The 17,073-nt window shown below is 69.2% G+C and carries 13 protein-coding genes; 5 read left to right on the forward strand and 8 right to left on the reverse strand.

What is annotated here, in order from left to right; translation table 11 throughout:
• Window positions 1-4 precede the first annotated feature (4 nt).
• The 3 genes from VPA02S_RS24015 to pdxR (VPA02S_RS24025) form a co-directional block, all read right to left on the reverse strand.
• Window positions 5-1,171 (reverse strand): DUF4123 domain-containing protein, encoded by a 1,167-nt coding sequence (locus VPA02S_RS24015; RefSeq protein ID WP_062365971.1) that lies wholly within the window; start codon window positions 1,169-1,171, stop codon window positions 5-7.
• Entirely contained in the window at window positions 1,171-3,546 is a 2,376-nt protein-coding gene (locus tag VPA02S_RS24020) for a type VI secretion system Vgr family protein (RefSeq protein ID WP_062365973.1), read from the reverse strand. The genes VPA02S_RS24015 and VPA02S_RS24020 overlap by 1 nt, the downstream gene beginning before the upstream one ends.
• Window positions 3,547-3,887: 341 nt before the next feature.
• Entirely contained in the window at window positions 3,888-5,366 is a 1,479-nt protein-coding gene (gene pdxR / locus VPA02S_RS24025; RefSeq protein WP_062365975.1) for a MocR-like pyridoxine biosynthesis transcription factor PdxR, read from the reverse strand.
• A 131-nt stretch (window positions 5,367-5,497) separates the two neighbouring features.
• Here pdxR (VPA02S_RS24025) and VPA02S_RS24030 point away from each other — a divergent pair, with 131 nt between their 5' ends.
• Window positions 5,498-6,214, forward strand: a complete 717-nt coding sequence (locus tag VPA02S_RS24030) for a GNAT family N-acetyltransferase (protein WP_062365976.1) — start codon at window positions 5,498-5,500, stop codon at window positions 6,212-6,214.
• Window positions 6,215-6,220: 6 nt separating this feature from the next.
• Here VPA02S_RS24030 and VPA02S_RS24035 read toward each other — a convergent pair whose 3' ends face one another.
• Complete coding sequence (locus VPA02S_RS24035; protein ID WP_062365977.1) at window positions 6,221-7,072, reverse strand: symmetrical bis(5'-nucleosyl)-tetraphosphatase; 852 nt, start codon at window positions 7,070-7,072, stop codon at window positions 6,221-6,223.
• A 23-nt stretch (window positions 7,073-7,095) separates the two neighbouring features.
• Between VPA02S_RS24035 and VPA02S_RS24040 the strand changes: the two genes are divergently transcribed.
• The gene (locus tag VPA02S_RS24040) at window positions 7,096-8,409 is read left to right on the forward strand and encodes a hemolysin family protein (protein WP_015866631.1); all 1,314 of its coding nucleotides are present in this window, start codon (window positions 7,096-7,098) and stop codon (window positions 8,407-8,409) included.
• Window positions 8,410-8,457: 48 nt separating this feature from the next.
• Complete coding sequence (locus VPA02S_RS24045) at window positions 8,458-9,117, forward strand: FABP family protein (protein ID WP_018907427.1); 660 nt, start codon at window positions 8,458-8,460, stop codon at window positions 9,115-9,117.
• 30 nt (window positions 9,118-9,147) lie between these two features.
• On the opposite strand, the gene VPA02S_RS24050 is transcribed toward VPA02S_RS24045, so the two are convergent.
• The gene (locus VPA02S_RS24050; RefSeq protein WP_062365979.1) at window positions 9,148-12,321 is read right to left on the reverse strand and encodes an autotransporter outer membrane beta-barrel domain-containing protein; all 3,174 of its coding nucleotides are present in this window, start codon (window positions 12,319-12,321) and stop codon (window positions 9,148-9,150) included.
• Window positions 12,322-12,576: 255 nt separating this feature from the next.
• Between VPA02S_RS24050 and VPA02S_RS24055 the strand changes: the two genes are divergently transcribed.
• On the forward strand, window positions 12,577-12,927 hold the full coding sequence (locus VPA02S_RS24055) for a hypothetical protein (RefSeq protein ID WP_015866628.1): 351 nt from the start codon (window positions 12,577-12,579) through the stop codon (window positions 12,925-12,927).
• A gap of 17 nt (window positions 12,928-12,944) precedes the next feature.
• Here VPA02S_RS24055 and VPA02S_RS24060 read toward each other — a convergent pair whose 3' ends face one another.
• The 3 genes from VPA02S_RS24060 to VPA02S_RS24070 form a co-directional block, all read right to left on the reverse strand.
• The gene (locus VPA02S_RS24060; RefSeq protein WP_062365981.1) at window positions 12,945-13,409 is read right to left on the reverse strand and encodes a GNAT family N-acetyltransferase; all 465 of its coding nucleotides are present in this window, start codon (window positions 13,407-13,409) and stop codon (window positions 12,945-12,947) included.
• Window positions 13,410-13,501: 92 nt separating this feature from the next.
• Window positions 13,502-14,956, reverse strand: a complete 1,455-nt coding sequence (locus VPA02S_RS24065; protein ID WP_062365983.1) for an NAD(P)/FAD-dependent oxidoreductase — start codon at window positions 14,954-14,956, stop codon at window positions 13,502-13,504.
• A 27-nt stretch (window positions 14,957-14,983) separates the two neighbouring features.
• Window positions 14,984-15,406, reverse strand: coding sequence for a nuclear transport factor 2 family protein (locus VPA02S_RS24070; protein ID WP_062365985.1), 423 nt, complete (start codon window positions 15,404-15,406; stop codon window positions 14,984-14,986).
• Window positions 15,407-15,523: 117 nt separating this feature from the next.
• Here VPA02S_RS24070 and pdxR (VPA02S_RS24075) point away from each other — a divergent pair, with 117 nt between their 5' ends.
• Window positions 15,524-17,044 (forward strand): MocR-like pyridoxine biosynthesis transcription factor PdxR, encoded by a 1,521-nt coding sequence (gene pdxR, locus VPA02S_RS24075; RefSeq protein WP_062365987.1) that lies wholly within the window; start codon window positions 15,524-15,526, stop codon window positions 17,042-17,044.
• The last annotated feature ends 29 nt before the right edge of the window (window positions 17,045-17,073 follow it).

The raw sequence follows: 17,073 nt of genomic DNA on the forward strand, positions 1-17,073 counted from the left end.
GGCTTCAGTCTCTCCGCGGAGTGTTTGGTTTGGTCGAGATCGAGAGGGCTTGCTCGGCTTCATGCAGCGCGCTGGCAAAGCCAGGTGAAGCAACGTGGCTGTTGCCCGGCTGGCCCATGCGATCGCGCGTCGGATGCATCAGGGCGAGCGTCTGCCGCAACACGGCCGCGTCCCGGGGTGTCGACCAGTCGCGCACGATGAGTCGGTCATCGTAGTGATGCGCCCGCCATGACGCGTCCACGAATTCGGACAGATCCGATTCCTGGCTCAATCCCAATTCAACCCCTTGGCGAAGGAGCCGGGTCATCGTCTCTCCATCGGGTTGGCGTTGAACGGGGATTCGTCGCGAAGCCATGCTCAGCCACAGCCGTGTACCCGTCGTTGCGCCGTGTGCCGCATGCCATTGATCGAGGCGCAGAAGATGGCGCATGGTTTCGTGCCGTGGTTCTGGAGCCGCAGCCTGGGACAAGACCGGCCGGGTGGCAATGAACCATTCGGGCGCATCTTCGCCACTGCCGGCAGGAACTTCTTCACCGGTGGCGAATGCTTCGGCGTATGGCCAAGGCCGCCAGGGTTGGCTCAACGCCCACCACTCCGTCACTGGCCCGAGCCACTGCAAGCGCTGCTCGTTGTCGAGCAGCGGCCACACGCGCTGCATGACGCGTGCATCCTGATAGCGGAACAGTTTGTCTTTTCCGTCAGCGGGCGAGGTCTGAAAGCCGAGCCGGGCCCAGTGCATTGCAATGCTCGCAGGCGTTGCCGGACTGAAGACGATGGCGCACAACATCTGCTCCACAAGGCGGCGCTCGCTCTGCAGCCGTGCCGCGGCCAGCGCGAGCGCCATCGTGTGCAGGACAGCCTGGGTGCTCACACCGGTCTCATCGATTACCCAGTCTTCGGGCAGCGGCACGAGGGTGGGCGCTGCTTCGGGGCGTCCGCGGTAGATCTCGTCGGGCACGTCGACACGTTCGTCGGCCAGCAGCGGATGGTGCTCCTGCAGGTGCTCGGCGAGCGGGTTGTCTCGCCAGCGTTCGAGCACCAGGAAGGCCGACAACGGTCGGGCGACGGAGGTATGCGCAGGCGACGCCTGCGTCCGCGCCCTGGCAAAGCCCTTTTGCAGACTGCGCAGCAGAAGCGAGGCATCCGGGTGCACGGGCAGCGCGCTGTTCATTAACGGGAGGCCGATGCGCCGCCCGCGGCGCCGCTGTCCTGCAGGTCGCACTTGGCCTCGTAGCCCTTGGAGGTCGGCAGGCTCTTCGGTCCCACCATCGAATGCGAAGCCGCATGCGCGCGCCACTGCCCATTGGTGCCGCTCTCGATGCCATTCGCATTCCACCGGGTGTAGCTGGAGCCGCCGTTGATCAGCACCTCGTCCCTGGCCGTGATGGTGATCCGGTCGGCTTCCAGCTTGATGTTGAGCTTGGCCAGCGCGTTGATGCTGGCTTTCATGGCCGTGATGTCGATGTCGTCCTTCGCGGCGGTCATGCGGATGCCGGCGTTGGCCGCGGACAGGCGCACCGCATTCTTGGCGCTCACCAGGAAGCTGTTGCCGGTGGCCAGGCTGGTGTGCGCGCCGCTGGTGATGGCGGTGTGCTCGCCGCTCACGATGTGGGTCGAGCCCTGCGTCGTCGTCTGGATGCCCGCGGGACTGGCCAGCGTGAGGTGCGGCTCCTGGAATTCGGGGAAGAGGCCGTGCGCCTTGTCTCCGCCGCTGCCCTTGATGGCGTCGTTCTGCGCCTTCAGCGCCTTGGCCACCTCGTCCTGGTCGCCGGGCTCGTGGGCCTTGGCCGCCTGCGCGGCCTGGCTCAGGCTTTCGTGCAGATCGCGCCCCTCTGTGAGCCGGGCGACCGTCTCGGGCATGTCGGTGATGTGGGCCTGGGCGTTGGGGCGCGCCTCGGTGCTCAGCAGCAGGCCCTGGCCGGCCCGCAGGGCGCCGTGTCCATCGGTGCGCAGTTCAGCCCCTTGGCCCCGGTCGTCCCGGCGGCCGGAGACATCGTCGATGCGTCCGACGTGGCCCAGGCTCAGGCTGGTGCTCTGGTGGTCGCTCTTGAGTTGGGCCTGCACCTTGCCGCTGGAATCATCGAGCGCCAGGTGGTTGGAGCGGCTGCCGCCGAGCTCGCGGCTGCGCAGGCCTGACAACTGCTTCTGATGCGGCAGTTCCCACGCGGGCATTTCGTCGGCGTTGTGCACCCGGCCGGTGACGATCGGGTGGTCGGGGTCGCCGTTGAGGAAGTCGACGATCACTTCCTGGCCGATGCGCGGCAGCGCGGCCGCGCCGAAGGTGGCGCCGGCCCAGGCCGTGGACACGCGCACCCAGCAGCTCGAGTTCTCGTTGCGCTGGCCGATGCGGTCCCAGTGGAACTGGACCTTGACGCGGCCATACTGGTCAGTCCAGATTTCTTCGCCGGCCGGGCCGACCACCAACGCGGTCTGCGGGCCATCGGTCCACGGCTTGGGCGTGGTGCGCGGAGGACGCCAGGCGTAGCTGGTGGGCTGGGCCTCGAAGGCGAAGCGCTGCACCGAGCCCTCGGAGGCGTTCGCGCCTTCGCTGGCTTGGAGGTTCTCTTGAAGGTCGTAGTCGACGGCCAGCAGCAGATGCTCCCTGTTCTGATCTTGACGCGGATGGTGCGTGAGCGTGAAGGTGCAGCCCGGGGCCAGATCGCGCCGGTTGGCGCGGCCTGTGGCCCGGCTGCGTTCGCTCAACTGTTCTTCGGTGCGGACGCGCGCATAGCTTTCGCCATCGTCGTGCTGGGTGAAGCCGCCCGGCCATTCATAGCGTTCGAAGTCGTCGTGGTCGTGCCCGGGCGGCATTTGCCGCAGGTGCGACAACTCGGCTCGGGGCTTCTCGAAGTCGTAGTCGTCGTTGAAGTAGTGGCCCGGGCGCACTTCCTCCGAGGACGCCCATTCGTAGATGCGTTCGCTGGCCTCCAGCCCACCGGTCATGCCGGCCTTCTCGTGCGGGTGGTAGCGAACCGTCTCTCCGCCGTGCAGCGGGGCGTGGGAGGCGGCGATGTCGTCGGCGAAGACCAGCACATGCTGCTCGGCTTCGTGGCGGAAGTGGTAGTAGATACCTTCGTGCTCGCACAGCCGCGAGATGAAGTCGAAGTCGCTCTCGTGGTATTGCACGCAGTAGGTCCACGGGCGGTAGCTGCGGTGGAGCTTCTGCTCCATCGGGTGGCCGTAGCGGCCCAGCACGGCCGCAACGATCTCGGGCACGGTCTGGTCCTGGAAGATGCGGAAGTCGGAGCGGCGCGTGGCCAGCCACAGCCAGGGGCGCAGCCGCATCCTGTAGAAGGCCTGGCGGTCGTCTTCGTGCGACAGGCCGAAGCGGGTGACGAGGCCGGCCAGGTAGCGCGGGGCGCCGCTCTCGGTTTCCATCACCACGGTGGCGGGCTTGCCCAGGACGGACTTGGGGTCCAGCGCATTGCTGCTGCCCAGCAATTCCAGGTCGAAGGCATAGGCCTGGCTGAGCGCCTCGCGCCCCGCCAGCCGATGGAATTGCAGTGCCTCGCCCAGCGGCGTCTGGATGGTGACGCGGCGCTTCATGGATGGCGCCTCCACGCGATCGGCAAGATCGCCGGGGACGCGACGGATGATGTCGCAATGGCGTGTTTCACGCGGACTCCCTGCAGTCGCTTTTGTTGATTACTTTTTGCTTAAGAGGGCGACGTGGCCGCTCTGGATGCGTCGTTGTCGTACGCTGCGACAAGACGTTTCAAGCGATCGCAATTATGCGATTTCAATGCGCGGCGAGGCGCAAGTTCTCTTTCGTTTTGGGGGATTTTGTTGCAGTTGCAGCAGCGATTTGAATTTCCGGAAAAACGCACTCATACGACGTATGTAGTCAATGAATTCGCGATCCGGTTTTTATTCAAACAAAAGAACTCTTAATTGCGTTCCGCCGCACGCGCCAGCTGCGACAGTCTTTTGACCAGCGGCTCGAAGAGCTCCGCCGATGTGTTGCCATAGCCCAGCACCAATCCGTTGTCCGAAGGCCGCGGCCGCATCGCAAAGCTCGACAGCGCGGTGGGCGCGAGCCGGTGGCGCAGCGCATCGGCGGCGATGCGCTGGTCGTCGAAGCGCGGCGGCAGCCGCACCGTGAGGTGCAGTCCGCAGTAGCCGCCGTCGATCTCGTGCGGCACCTTGAAGTGCCGTGCGAGCGCCGCCCGCAGCGCCTGTTGCCGCTCGCGGTAGAGGCGCCGCATGCGGCCCAGGTGGCGGCTGAACTGGCCGCTCTCGATGAAGTCGGCCATCGCGAGCTGCTCGTGGCGGTGCCCGCCGCGCAGCATTTCCTCGAGCGGCTTCTGCACCGTGGCCATGAGCGGCGCGGGCAGCACCACGAAGCCCAGCCGCAGCGACGGAAACATGGTCTTGCTGAAGGTGCCCACATAGAGCACAGGCGCATCGTCCACCAAGCCCTGCATCGCGCCGATGGGTTCGCCGGTGTGGCGGAACTCGCTGTCGTAGTCGTCCTCGATGATCCAGGCACCATGGCGGCGCGCCTGTGCGATCAGCGCCAGGCGGCGCGCAATGCTCAGCACCGCACCGGCCGGGTACTGGTGCGAAGGCGTGGTGTAGACCAGCCGGGGCGGGTGTTTGTGCCAGTCGCGCTCGCTCGCGCACAGGCCTTCGGCATCGACACGCATCGGCACGATGCGCATGTCGCCGGCATGCATGGCTGCCTTCGCGCCGCGGTAGCCCGGGTCTTCGACCCAGCCGGTATCGCCGGGGTTCGACAGCAGCCGCACGCACAGCGCAATGGCTTCCTGCGCGCCCTCGGCAATCACGACCTGGTGCGGCTCGCAGCGCACGCCGCGCGCAATCGCCAGGTGCCGCGCGATGGCCGCGCGCAGCGGCGGTTCGCCCAGCGGATCGCCATAGCCGAGCGTGGCGGGGCTGGCACTGCGGATCGCACGGTCGACGGCGCGGCGCCATGCGGCCGCGGGAAAGTGCGAGAGCGCGGGCATGCCGGGCCGCAGGGCCGCGTCCATCTCGGCGCGGGGCGCGCCGGGCTGGATGCGTGCGAGCCGCCGCGCCGTGGCCGGCGCGGTGCCGGATCTGGCGGCGCGCATGGCCTTTGCGGGCGGTGCCAGTTCGGTCACGCGCGTGCCTTGCCGGTCGGGCTGCACATAGCCTTCGGCCGCCAGGTGCTCGTAGGCCGCGGTGACGGTGTTGCGGGAAACCGAGAGCGCCTCGGCCAGCGCGCGCGAACCGGGCAGCCGGCTTCCCGGCGCCAGGCCGCCATCGAGAATGGCGCGCTTCAGGCGCTCGTGCAGCTGGCGCTGCATCGGGCCGGCCTCGCGCTCCCTGGCGAGCGGGGATTCGAGCCATGCGGTGGCGGTGGCATTGCGGGGTGGCGGGCTCATGAGCGAAGAGGGCGCGTGGCACCATGAAATGAAGGGATCGTGGCGCTTCCTGTGGCGCCACGCAAAGGGTACTTTAGCGGTTCCCTCGGCCGTGCCGCTTCATCCATCTCCTCCGCTGAAAGCTTTTCTCCATGCCAGATCGCCACAACGCATACGGCCAGCCGGTCGGCCCGCTGCTGCCCGGTTGGACCGCGCGCCCGCTGCCGCCGCGCCGCGCCATCGAAGGCCGGTACTGCGTGCTCGAACCGCTCGACGCCGCAAGGCATGCCGACGACCTCCATGCCGCCTACGCGCAGGCACCCGACGGCCGCGACTGGACCTACCTGGGCGTCGAACGGCCCGCGGATCTCGCGGGCACCCGTGCCCACATCGAGCGCGCTGCGCAAAGCGCCGATCCGATGCACTTCGCGGTCGTCGACCGGCAGAGCGGCCGCGCCATAGGTACGCTCGCGCTGATGCGCATCGACCCCGCGAACGGCGCGATCGAGGTCGGCAGCGTCAACTTCTCGCCGCTGCTGAAGCACACGCCGATGTCGACCGAAGCCCAGTACCTGCTGATGAAGCTCGCGTTCGACGAACTCGGCTACCGGCGCTACGAATGGAAGTGCGACAACTTCAACGAGCCATCGAAGCGCGCAGCCATGCGCCTGGGGTTCCGATTCGAAGGTGTCTTCCGGCAGGCGGTGGTCTACAAGGGCCGCAGCCGCGACACCGCGTGGTTCTCGATCACCGACGGCGAGTGGCCCATGCTGCGCACGGCCTTCGAGCGCTGGCTCGCGCCCGCGAACTTCGATGCCGAGGGCCGGCAGCGCATGGCGCTCGACCGCTTCAGGCTGACGCGCGGCTGAGGCCGCTCAGTCCGGCTTGCCGGGCTCTTGCGACTGCTCGCACTTCACCTGGATCAGCTCGCGCTCGTCCAGGGTAGCGCCGATGCGCACCGCGCTCAGGCACCCGCCCCAGACGCAGCCGGTGTCGGTGGAGAGCAGGTCGGGCCGCGAGAGCCAGCCCAGCGTGGACCAGTGGCCGAAGGCGATGGTGGCATTGGCGGTCTTGCGGCCGGGCACGTCGAACCAGGGCACGAAGCCTTCGGGGCCGGGCAGCATGCCGTCCTTGCTCTCGAATTCCATCACGCCCTCGGCGGTGCAAAAGCGCAGCCGCGTGAGCGCGTTCACGATGGTGCGCAGCCGTGCGCTGCCTGTGAGCGCGTCGCTCCATTGCGCAGGCTCGTTGCCGTACATGCCAAGCAGGAATTCGCCCAGCGCCGGGCCGCGCAGCACCGATTCGACCTCCGACGCCAGCGCAAGCGTGTCGCCGACCGTCCACTGCGGCAGCACGCCGGCATGCACCATGAGCAGGTCGCCGCCATCGATCTGCATGTGCAGCGCCATGTGCTGCTGGCGCACCCATTCGAGCATGGCTTCGCTGTCGGGCGCTTCGAGCAGGCCGGCCAGCGTGTCCTTGCGGCTGGACTTGCGCGCGCCGTGCGCCACGCCCAGCAGGTGCAGGTCGTGGTTGCCCAGCAGGCTCAGCGCCGAGGCGCCGTAGCCCTGCACGCGCCGCAGCACGGCGGCCGAATCGGGACCCCGGTTGACCAGGTCGCCCAGCAGCACGATGGTGTCGCGGCTGGGTGAAAAACCGATCTTGTCGAGCAGTTTCTGGAGGGCGGCGTCGCAGCCCTGGATATCGCCGATCAAGTAAAGTGCCATGTCCTCATTTTCACCCCCCGTTCATGGATGTTCTCCTGCTGGCCTTGCTGACCACGCTGAATGCGTTGTTTGCGATGTCCGAAATGGCCCTTTCAACCAGCCGGCGTGCGCGCCTGGCAGCACTGGCCGAGACGGGCGATACCGGGGCGGAGGCCGCGCTCCGGCTGATGGAGGAGCCGACCCACTTCCTGTCGACCGTGCAGATCGGCATCACCTCCATCGGCATGCTCAGCGGTATCGTGGGCGAGGCCGCCTTCGCGGCGCCGCTCGCGGTCTGGATGGAGAATCTGGGGATGGGCCGCGGCACGGCCAGCGTGGTGTCCACCGCGGTGGTGGTGACCGGCATCACCTTCTTCACCATCATCTTCGGCGAGCTGGTGCCCAAGCGGATCGGCCAGCTCTACCCGGAACCCGTGGCGCGCTGGGTGTCGCGCCCGATGCGCAGTCTTGCCAAGGGCGCCAAGCCGTTCGTCTGGCTGCTCGCGAGCGCCACGGCCGCCGTGCTGAAGCTGCTGCGCATCGACGCCAATGCCGCGCGCTCCATGACCGAGGAAGAAATCTCGGCCAGCCTGGAAGAGGGCGTGGACGCCGGCGTGATCGAGCAGCACGAGCACCAGATGGTGCGCAACGTGTTCCACCTGGACGACCGCCGGCTGTCGTCGCTGATGATCCCGCGCGCCGACATCGAATGGCTCGACGCCTCCGACACGGTGGCCGAGGCGCTGCAGAAAGTGGCCGACGCCGGCGCGCTCAACCTGGTGCATTCCTGGTATCCGGTGTGCCGCAATTCGCTCGACGACGTGGTCGGCGTGATCAGCGTGGCGCACCTGCTGCGCCTTGGCACCGGCCATGTCGGCGTGTTGGGCCAGGAAGCGGCGCCGGCCGTGTTCGTGCCCGAGACGCTCACCGGCATGGAGCTGCTCGAGCAGTTCCGCGAACGCGGCGGCCGGCTGGTGTTCGTGGTCGACGAATACGGCGTGGTGCAGGGCCTCATGACGCCGCGCGACATGCTCGAGGCCATCACCGGCGAACTGCAGCCCGGCACGCTGACCGACGCCTGGGCGCGCGAGCGGCCCGACGGCGTGTGGGAGCTCGACGGGCTGATGCCGGTGTCGGAGCTGCGCGCGAGGCTCGGCATCCGCGAGCTGCCGGAAGAAGAGCGCGGGCGCTACAACACCGTGGCCGGCCTGCTGATGGCCGTTTCCGGCCACCTGCCCAAGACCGGCGAAGTCATCGACTGCGCGGGCTGGCATTTCGAGATTGCCGCGCTCGAGGGGCGCCGCATCGACCGGGTGCTGGCCACGGCCGACAAGTCGGCATCGACGATGGACGACTAGGGCCCGAGCCCGTTCACCCCACCAGAAATCAGAAGAAGTCCGCACACCATGAACCCCACCGAAGACATCTACACCGAGCCCAACGCCGACCCCGACACGCTCGCCAACCTCGGGCCGCTGCGCGCCATGGCCGGCATCTGGGAGGGCAGCCGCGGCGTGGACGTCAAGCCCAAGCGCGAAGGCCCCAAGACGCAGGTCTATGTCGAGCGCTACGAGCTGCAGCCCATCGATCCGCAGACCAACGGCCCCCAGTTGCTGTACGGCCTGCGCTACCACACCTACATCCACAAGCCCGGCCTCACCAAGATGTACCACGACCAGGTGGGCTACTGGCTCTGGGAGCCGGCCACCGGCACGGTGCTGCACACGCTGGCCATTCCGCGCGGACAGGTGGCCATGGCCAGCGGCCATGCCAAGGCGGACGACACGCGCTTCACGCTCAGCGCCGAGCGCGGCAGCCTGGTGAACGGTATCGTGTCCAACCCCTTCATCGAGCACGCGTTCACCACGCTGGCGTGGAACATCACGGTAACCATCAACGCCGACGGCACCTGGTCCTACGACCAGGACACGGTGATGCAGATCCAGGGCCAGGCCGAGCCCTTCCACCACACCGACCGCAACACGCTGACGCGCGTCGAGGGGCCGGGGCGCAATCCGCTCGCGATGCCCGACGCGCCGGCCGCCGTGGCGGTGCGGCCAAAGTAGCGGCGAAGGCGCCCGCCGGGCGCCTCGCATTCACCAGCGGATCTTCAGGCCCACGCTGGCATTCACGCCGCTCTTCATGCGCGCGTCGCCGCCCGAAGCCCAGAACTTGCCGACCTCGCCATACAGGCTCATGCTCTGCGTGAGCTGCAGCGTGGCGCCGGCCGCCAGTTCGGTGCTCGTGCCGCCGGTGCGGGTGGCAATGTCGGTAAAGGCCGCGGGGCCGATGAAGCGCGTGACGTCCGTGCCGCTGCTGCTGCGGTAGAGGTTCAGCCGCGCATAGGGCTGCAGCGGGCCGGCGCTGGTGGTCATCTCGCCCTTGACCCGCACGCCGGCGCGCACCAGCCAGCCGCTGTGGCTGTGCTGCTGCACCACCGCGCCGATGATGCCGGCGTCGTCCAGGCTCACGTGCTGGTGCACCAGCTGCAATTGCGGCTCGACGATCCACTCCGGCGAGATGTGGAAGCCCTGGCCCACCTCGATGGAGGCCAGCAGGCTGTGGCCCTTGCCCGAGCCGGCCGAACCCAGCGTGGTGGCCGCGGTGTAGCGGTGGCGCCCGGCCTGCAGCACGCCGTCCACGTACAGGCCGCTGTCGTTCTTCCAGGTGGCGTAGGCGCCCAGGTACTGGCTGCGCAGGTCGCTCGAGCCGACCCCATAGCCCTGCACGCCGCGGGCAAAGCCGTTCACGCGCATGTCGCCCTCGAGCTGGCCGACATAGATGCCGACGCGCCAGTTGGGATCGGCCCACAGGTCGTTGCCGGCCTGGAAGCCTGTGAGGCGCCCCTTGCTGGTGGGGCTCACGGTGCCGGCCTGGCCGATGGTGCGGTCCATGCTGATGATGCGGGCCCAGCCCTGGCGGTAGCCCTGCTCGGGCGTGGCCGTGGCAAGGCCGGCCGTGCCGTCGTCGCCCACGCGCTGGTGGAGGTTGCCCACCATGGCCAGGTTGGACTGGCGGAACTGCTCGGGCAGCGCCGCATACAGCGGGACTTCGGCACGGTAGGTGGGCACCGTCACGCCCCCAGGCGGGAAGCCGCCGTCGCTGCTTCGCGGGGTGCCGCCGTCGCCCGGCGCAGGCGCAGGCGCAGGGGGTGCTGGTGGTGCCGGCGGTGCAGGCGGTGCCGGTGGCGCGGGCGGCGCCGGTGGTGCAGGTGGCGGAGGCGGCGGAGGCGGTGGGGGAGGAGGCGGCGGCACGACGATGACGCCGGAGCGCAGGTACCAGTTCTCGCCCGCGCCGGTCGCGTCGGCGGCGTGCAGCCGGTACTCGTAGGCGCCGGCGTCGACGTGGCCGCCTGCCAGGCGGAAGGCATCGCGGGTGGTCTGCGCCGTGGTGGTGGCGCCGTTCATCGCGGTCACCACTTCGATGCCGTTGCCGATGGTCAGCGCGCCCAGTCCGCCCAGGTTGGTGATCTGTATGTTGGTGGTGCCGCTGGCAATGGCGGTGGTGCCGCAGAGGATCAGCCGGTCGCTCAGGCTGGCGCTGTTGCCCAGCGCCGTGCCCAGGCGCAGCGTGCCGTCGTTGCCCACCCAGGGGCCGTGCACCGTGAGGGTGGCACCGGGCGTGCCGCTCAGCAGCGAGACGATGCCGCTGTTGGCCATCGATGCGATCGTCTGGCTATGGCCCGCCAGGTCGAGCGTGGCGCCCGCGTTGACGGTGAAGGCGCTCGCGCTGCTGAGCGTGTCGGCCGCGCCGGCGCGCAGGGTGCCGGCCGCGACGTTGGTGGCGCCGGTGTTCGTGTTGGTGCCGCTCAGGGTCAGCGTGCCCGCGCCGACCTTCACCAGGTCGCCGGCGCCCGAGATCGGGCCCGACCAGCCCATGCCGTGGCCGTTGGTGTCGATGGTGCCCGTGCCGCCCAGCAGCAGTGCGTTGTCCAGGCTCAGGCCGTCGGCGCCGGCGATCACGCTGGCGCTGGCACCGCTTCCGATGGCAATGGCGCCCAGCATCGACGAGCCGGTGTTCACGGTCAGGCTGTTGCTGCCGCCGGTGAACGACACGGCCGGTGCGCGCGTGGCGCCGTCGCCGCCAAGGCCGCCTGAAATGCTGCCGCTGTTGCTGATGTTCAGGTTGGCGCCCGCGATGCCGGCGCCGCCGGCGCCGGGCGCGCCGCTTGCGCCGCCGTTGCTGTTGGCCCCTCCGGTGCCGCCCGCGCCGCCGGCGATGGTGCCGCTGTTGGCAATCGCCGCGCCGCTGCCGGTGGAGAGAAGGCCCACGCCGCCGTCGCCGCCGCCGCCGGGCGCACCGGTGCCGCCCGCGCCGCCGCCGCCCGCACCGCCAGCGCCGCCGGCGCCGCCGGTGATCTGGCCGGTGTTGGTCACGTCGAGGGTGCTGCCGGCCAGCGTGGCACCGGCGCCGCCCGCGCCGCCGCCGCCGCCCGCGGCATTGCTTCGGGCCGGCAGCAGTTCGGACCCGCCCGCGCCGCCGGCACCGCCCGCGAGCGTGCCGCTGTTGCCGAAGCCGAGGCCCGGCGTTGCCGCGCTGATGAAGAATCCGCCGCCGCCACTGCCGCCGCCGCCGCCCTGCGAATAAGCATTGCCACCGTTGCCGCCGGTGCCGCCCACGGAAGAGCCGAAGGCGTCGTAGTTGCTGAGCGGGCCGATCAGCACGGAGCCGTAGCCGCCGGCGCCGCCGCCGCCGGCCGCCCAGTAGCCGTTGCCGCCCGCGCCTCCGCTGCCGCCGGTGTAGCTGCCGGACGACGCGAAGGTGCTGGAGCCCAGCAAAAGGCCGTAGTAGCCGCCGCCGCCCCCGCCGCCGTATCCATTGCCGTTGCTGAAATCGCCGGTCTGCGATTGGCCCGCGCCGCCGCTGGCTCCCTGCAGCACGCCGGGGGAGACGACGGTGCTGGAGCTGCCCGCCGCACCGCCCGCGCCCGCGGTGGCGCCGCTGAAACTCCCGACGTCGGCGGCGGAGCCCGCCGTGACCGCGGCGTCGGTCGACGATCCGCCGTCGCCGCCATGCGCTGCAACGGAGGTGTCATTGAGTCCGCCCGCGCCGCCGCTGCCGTTGCTGCCGCCGGTGCCGGCGTGCAGCGCGCTGTCCACCGGCTGGCCGCCTGCGCCGCCCTGGGCCAGGGTCGGGCCGGCACCCAGGCACAGCACCGCCATGGCAACGGCATGCAGGCCGGTCGTGCGCACATGGCCGCGTGCGATTTCCGGCGCGGCCACCCATGCGCCGAGCGCCGGATTCCAGAGGGTTCGGAAGGTCTTGTTCATGGATTTACCTTTTTCACGGCTTGTTTCCCCTAAGTGATCTGCCAACTGGCGACGCCTGCGGTCCATGGCGGACCCAGGCGTTTTCCCGTGAAATCACTGTAGGAATTGCGGCGCCCGCGCACATGAGCGGTGCGTCCCTTCTGCGGGGAGACAAGCGTCCCGACCGCGCGCGCCCCAACCATGACAAAGCGCCTGCCGGCCGGGCTGCCTCTTGTCCTACAGGAAAGATGCGGCCCAGCCGCGAGGATCGAGGGCATGAGCAAATCGATCTTTGCGTGGGCGAGTGCGGCCGCGTGCTGCTGCGCCATCGCCACCGCCGCAATGGCGGAGCCGGTGAAACTGCCCCTGGACAGCGACGACAAGGGCACCGTCTACGTGGCGCCCAACATCAATTCCACCGAAACCTCGGCCTACACCAAGGGCGCGACCGTCGGCGTGCAGCGGCCCGACGGCAGCGGCAGCTACATCGGCACCGACACCTCCACGCCGCGGCCCACCTACTCGCTGGGCGCGAGCACGGGCGGCAATGTGTCGCTCACGGGCGGCGTGCTGACGGACGGCAAGGCCAACAACGGCGTGAAGGCCGGTGTGACCATCAAGTACTGAGCTTTACCGGGCGATGTTCAGACCATGGTGCCGTACACGATGAAGCCGTCGTGCGTGGCCACCTTGTCGTAGAGCGCGCGCCCGGCGACGTTGGTCGTGTGCGTCTGCCAGTAGACGCGGTGCGCGCCCACGCGCTTCACATGCGCGTACACGCCTTCGATCAGCTGCCGCCCCACGCCGCGGCCGCGCTCCGAGGGCAGCGTGAACAGGTCCTGCAGGTAGCAGTTCGGCTCGATGCGCGTGGTGCTGCGGTGAAAGAGGTAGTGGGTGAGGCCCACCAGCCGGCCGTCGCGCTCGGCCACCAGCGCGTGCACCGGCTCGTAGGCATCGAAGAAGCGCTGCCAAGTCACCTGCGTGATCTCCTCAGGCAGGGCCGTGGGGCCCTCGCGCTGGTAGAAGGCGTTGTAGCCGTCCCACAGCGGCTTCCATGCCGCGTAGTCGTCGGGCGCCGGAGGGCGGATCAGGAGCGAAGAGGTCGTCATGCGTCGGTGGCTTGCACGTTGAAAACATGCAATTGCAACACGGCCCGGCTCAGCGCGCGAAGAAAAGGCCCGAGGCCCTGCTCGCCGCACCGCTACTTCTCGTCGCGCAGCCAATACCACTTGTAGAGCATGCGCTGGCCGATGCGCCGGAACGGCGCGAAGGCGGGCGATTCCACCATCCCCAGCACATTGGGAAAGGGCAGCGCCGACTTGTAGATCGGAAGCTCGAACACGTCCTTGCCCGTGTCCTTGCCGGCCACGCGCTCGGCCAGCCGCTTGCCGGCCCAGGTCGAGAAGGACACGCCGTTGCCGCCGTAGCCCACCGCATACCAGATCTTCCGGTCCGCCTCGGGCTGCGTGATGCGCGGCATCATGTCGTGGCTCATGTCGACCCAGCCCCACCACGAGTAGTCGATGCGGATGCCCGCGAGCGGCGGGAACTTGCGCGCGATGGCGTCGGTGAGCAGCTTCAGGTGCACCGGGTGCTCGGCGTCGGCGCCGCTCACCGAACTGCGGCTGCCGATCTGCAGCCGGTTGCCCTTGAGCAGCCGGTAGTAGAAGCGCAGCGTGCGCGTGTCGGTCAGGAAGGTCTGCGACCTGAAGTTGGTGGCCTGCAGCTCGGCCTCGGTGAGCGGGCGCGTGACCACCGAGTTGGAGAGGATCGGCATGATGCGGTTCTTCAGGAGCGGGCTCAGCGCCTGCCCGGTGTAGCCGCCGGTGCACACCGCCACGCGGCGCGCGCGCACCACGCCGCCGGGCGTCTGCAGGTGGTGCACGCCGTCGATGGTCTGCCAGCCCTGCACGGGGCTCGAGGTGTGCACCTTCACGCCCAGCGCGCGGGCCTTGCGCATCAGGCCGAAGGTGAACTTCAGCGGGTGGATGCCCACGCCTTCGGGCTCGAACATGGCACCGGCCGCCTCGCGCTCGTCGCAGTAGTCGCGCCGCACTTCTTCGGCCGTCAGCATGCGCGTGGCGTAGCCGAACTGCTCGCGCATCACGCGCGCCTCGGCGTCGAGCACCGCGAGCTTTTCGGGCCGGTGCGCCAGGTAGAGATGGCCGCCATCGAAGGCGTCGCAGTCGATCTGCGTGGTCAGGTGCTTGAAATTCTCGAAGCCGCCGCGGATCTCGGCGTCGAGCCGCCTGGCGGTGTCCAGGCCCCAGCGCTGGATCCACTGCGAGCGCTTGAGCCGGCCGCTCGCGTTCTGCCCCTGGCCGCCGCTGCGGCTGGAGCAGCCCCACGACGCCTGGTTGGCCTCGAGCACCGTGGCCTGGATGCCGTGCTCCTGCGCCAGGTAGAGCGCGGTCGACATGCCGGTGGCACCCGAGCCGATGATGGCCACGTCGACATCGATGTCGTGCACGAGCGGCCCGTCGTCCTCCGGCGGCGTGCCGGCGCTGGCCACCCACCAGGTGGGCGCATAGGCGCGGCCGGCGCCGGGATCGGGCGCGACCAGCGGGTCGTAGCGCGGGTCGTAGGGCCGGCTCGGGGGCTGCGGCTGTGGTTGCGGTTGCGGTGCGGAGAAGGAGGCAGTGCCGGACAGGGTCATGATGCGGGAGCTCCCGGAACGGCGGGCCTAGCGGGCCGCCGGCAGGTTGGGGCGGGCCTTGCGGAACACGTTCTTCAGGTGGATCTTTCCGCCCCTGAAGGTGAAGACGTCGATGCCATCGGCCTCGATGCGGCTGCCGTCGGAAGCGGTGCCCGTGAAGGTCCACTGCGAGGTGCCGAAATCGCCGTGCACGAAATGCCGGCCGTTGACCCACTGCGCATCGGGCACCGCCTGCCATGCCGCCGCGAAGGCCTTTCGCACCGCCTCGGTGCCCACGTGGCGGGTGCCGCAGGCGTCGGGGCCGGCGGCTGTCTGGAAGATGCAGTCGGCGGTCATGAAGCCCATCAGCGCGTCGATGTCGTGGCGGTTCCATGCATCGCTGAAGGCGGCCAGGGTTTCGGTGCTGACGGAAGAAGCAGAAGAAGAGGAAGAAGAAGGCTGTGCGGTCACGCGGGGCTCCGGGATTGAATGGCGCAAGCGTAGGCAGCCGGCCGCCCGCGCGATAGGGCCAGATGCGGGGATTCGACCGAGCCAGAACGCCGCGCTTGCCCTAAACTGCGGCGCACCATGGCCAACCCCAGAGCCACTCAATGGGCGCAGCTCTTCGCGCTGCCCGACCAGCCCGCCTTGCCGCTGCAAGCCCGTCTGCGCGCCGCCGTGGTGCAGGCCATCCTCGAGGACCACCTGAGCCCCGGTGCCTCGATGCCCTCGTCGCGCGAGCTTGCCGCTCTGCTCGGGCTGAGCCGCAACACCGTCACTTCGGCCTACCTGCAATTGATCGACGAAGGCTTCCTGGAAGCGCGTCCGCGCAGCGGCGTGTTCGTGGCGCACAACGCGCGGCCGCTGTCCGCTGCGCATGCCGAGCCGCTGGTGGGCCGCAGCGGCCAGGCCAGCCAGCCGCCCGACTGGTCGGGGCGCGTGCTGCGCTCGCTGGAGGGCAAGCCCACGCTCGCCAAGCCCGACCGCTGGCGCGACTATCCGTTCCCGTTTGTCTACGGCAACTACGACCCACAGCTTTTTCCGACCGAGGATTTTCGCGAGTGCTGCGCGCGCAGCCTGGCGCGCTCGCAGCTGCCGCACTGGACGCCCGACTTCGAGACCGACGACGTGCCCGACCTGATCGAGCAGATCCGCACGCGCTTGCTGCCCAAGCGCGGCGTGTTCGCGCTGAAGGAAGAAATCCTGGTGACGCTCGGCGCGCAGCATGCGTACTACCTCTTGGCCGATGCGCTGTTCGACGAGCACACCCGCGTCGGCCTGGAAGAGCCCGGCCATCCGCATGCGCGCAACAGCTTCTCGATGCGCAACCCCAAGTGGGTCGAGGTGGCGGTGGACGAGGAGGGCCTGGTGGTCGATGCGCTGCCCGCGGCCGACTATCTCTTCGTGACCCCTTCGCACCAGAGCCCGACCACCGCCACGCTGAGCCTGGAGCGCAGGCAGTGGCTGCTGCGCAAGGCCGAGCTGCAGGACTTCGTGATCATCGAGGACGACTACGAGGCCGAGAACCTGTACGAAGGCACGCCGATGCCGGCGCTCAAGAGCCTGGACAAGACCGGGCGCGTGATCTACGTGGGCTCGGTGTCCAAGAGCCTTTCGCCCGCGCTGCGGCTCGGCTTCATCGTGGCGCCGCGCGCGCTGATCAAGGAACTGCGCGGCATACGGCATGCGATGGTCCGGCATCCGAGCGCCTTTTTGCAGCATGCGTACGCGCTGTTCCTTTCGCTCGGGCACCACGAGTCGCATGCGCGGCGCGTGAACCACGCAATGCAGGAGCGGCTCGCGCTCGCGGCCAAGGCGCTGCGCGAGCACCTGCCCGAGTTCGAGTTCACGCTGCCGCAGGGCGGAGCGTCGATCTGGGTGCGGGCGCCGGCGTGGGTTGACGCGGGCGAGCTGTCGCTGATGGCGCGCAGCCATGGGGTGCTGATCGAGGCGGGGGATGTGTTCTTTGCGAAGCCGCCTTATCCGTGCCCGTTTTTTCGGTTGAGGTTGTCGTCTATTGCTGCCTCGCAGATTCCTTTGGGGATTCGGGCTCTGGGAGTTGCGTTTGAGGAATTGGCTTTGGCTCGGGGGGAGGTGAGGGCGCATTGAATTGTTTTGTGGTCGGGGGCCGGGTCTCG

Source organism: Variovorax paradoxus NBRC 15149 (genome assembly GCF_001591365.1).
Lineage (GTDB): Bacteria > Pseudomonadota > Gammaproteobacteria > Burkholderiales > Burkholderiaceae_C > Variovorax > Variovorax paradoxus.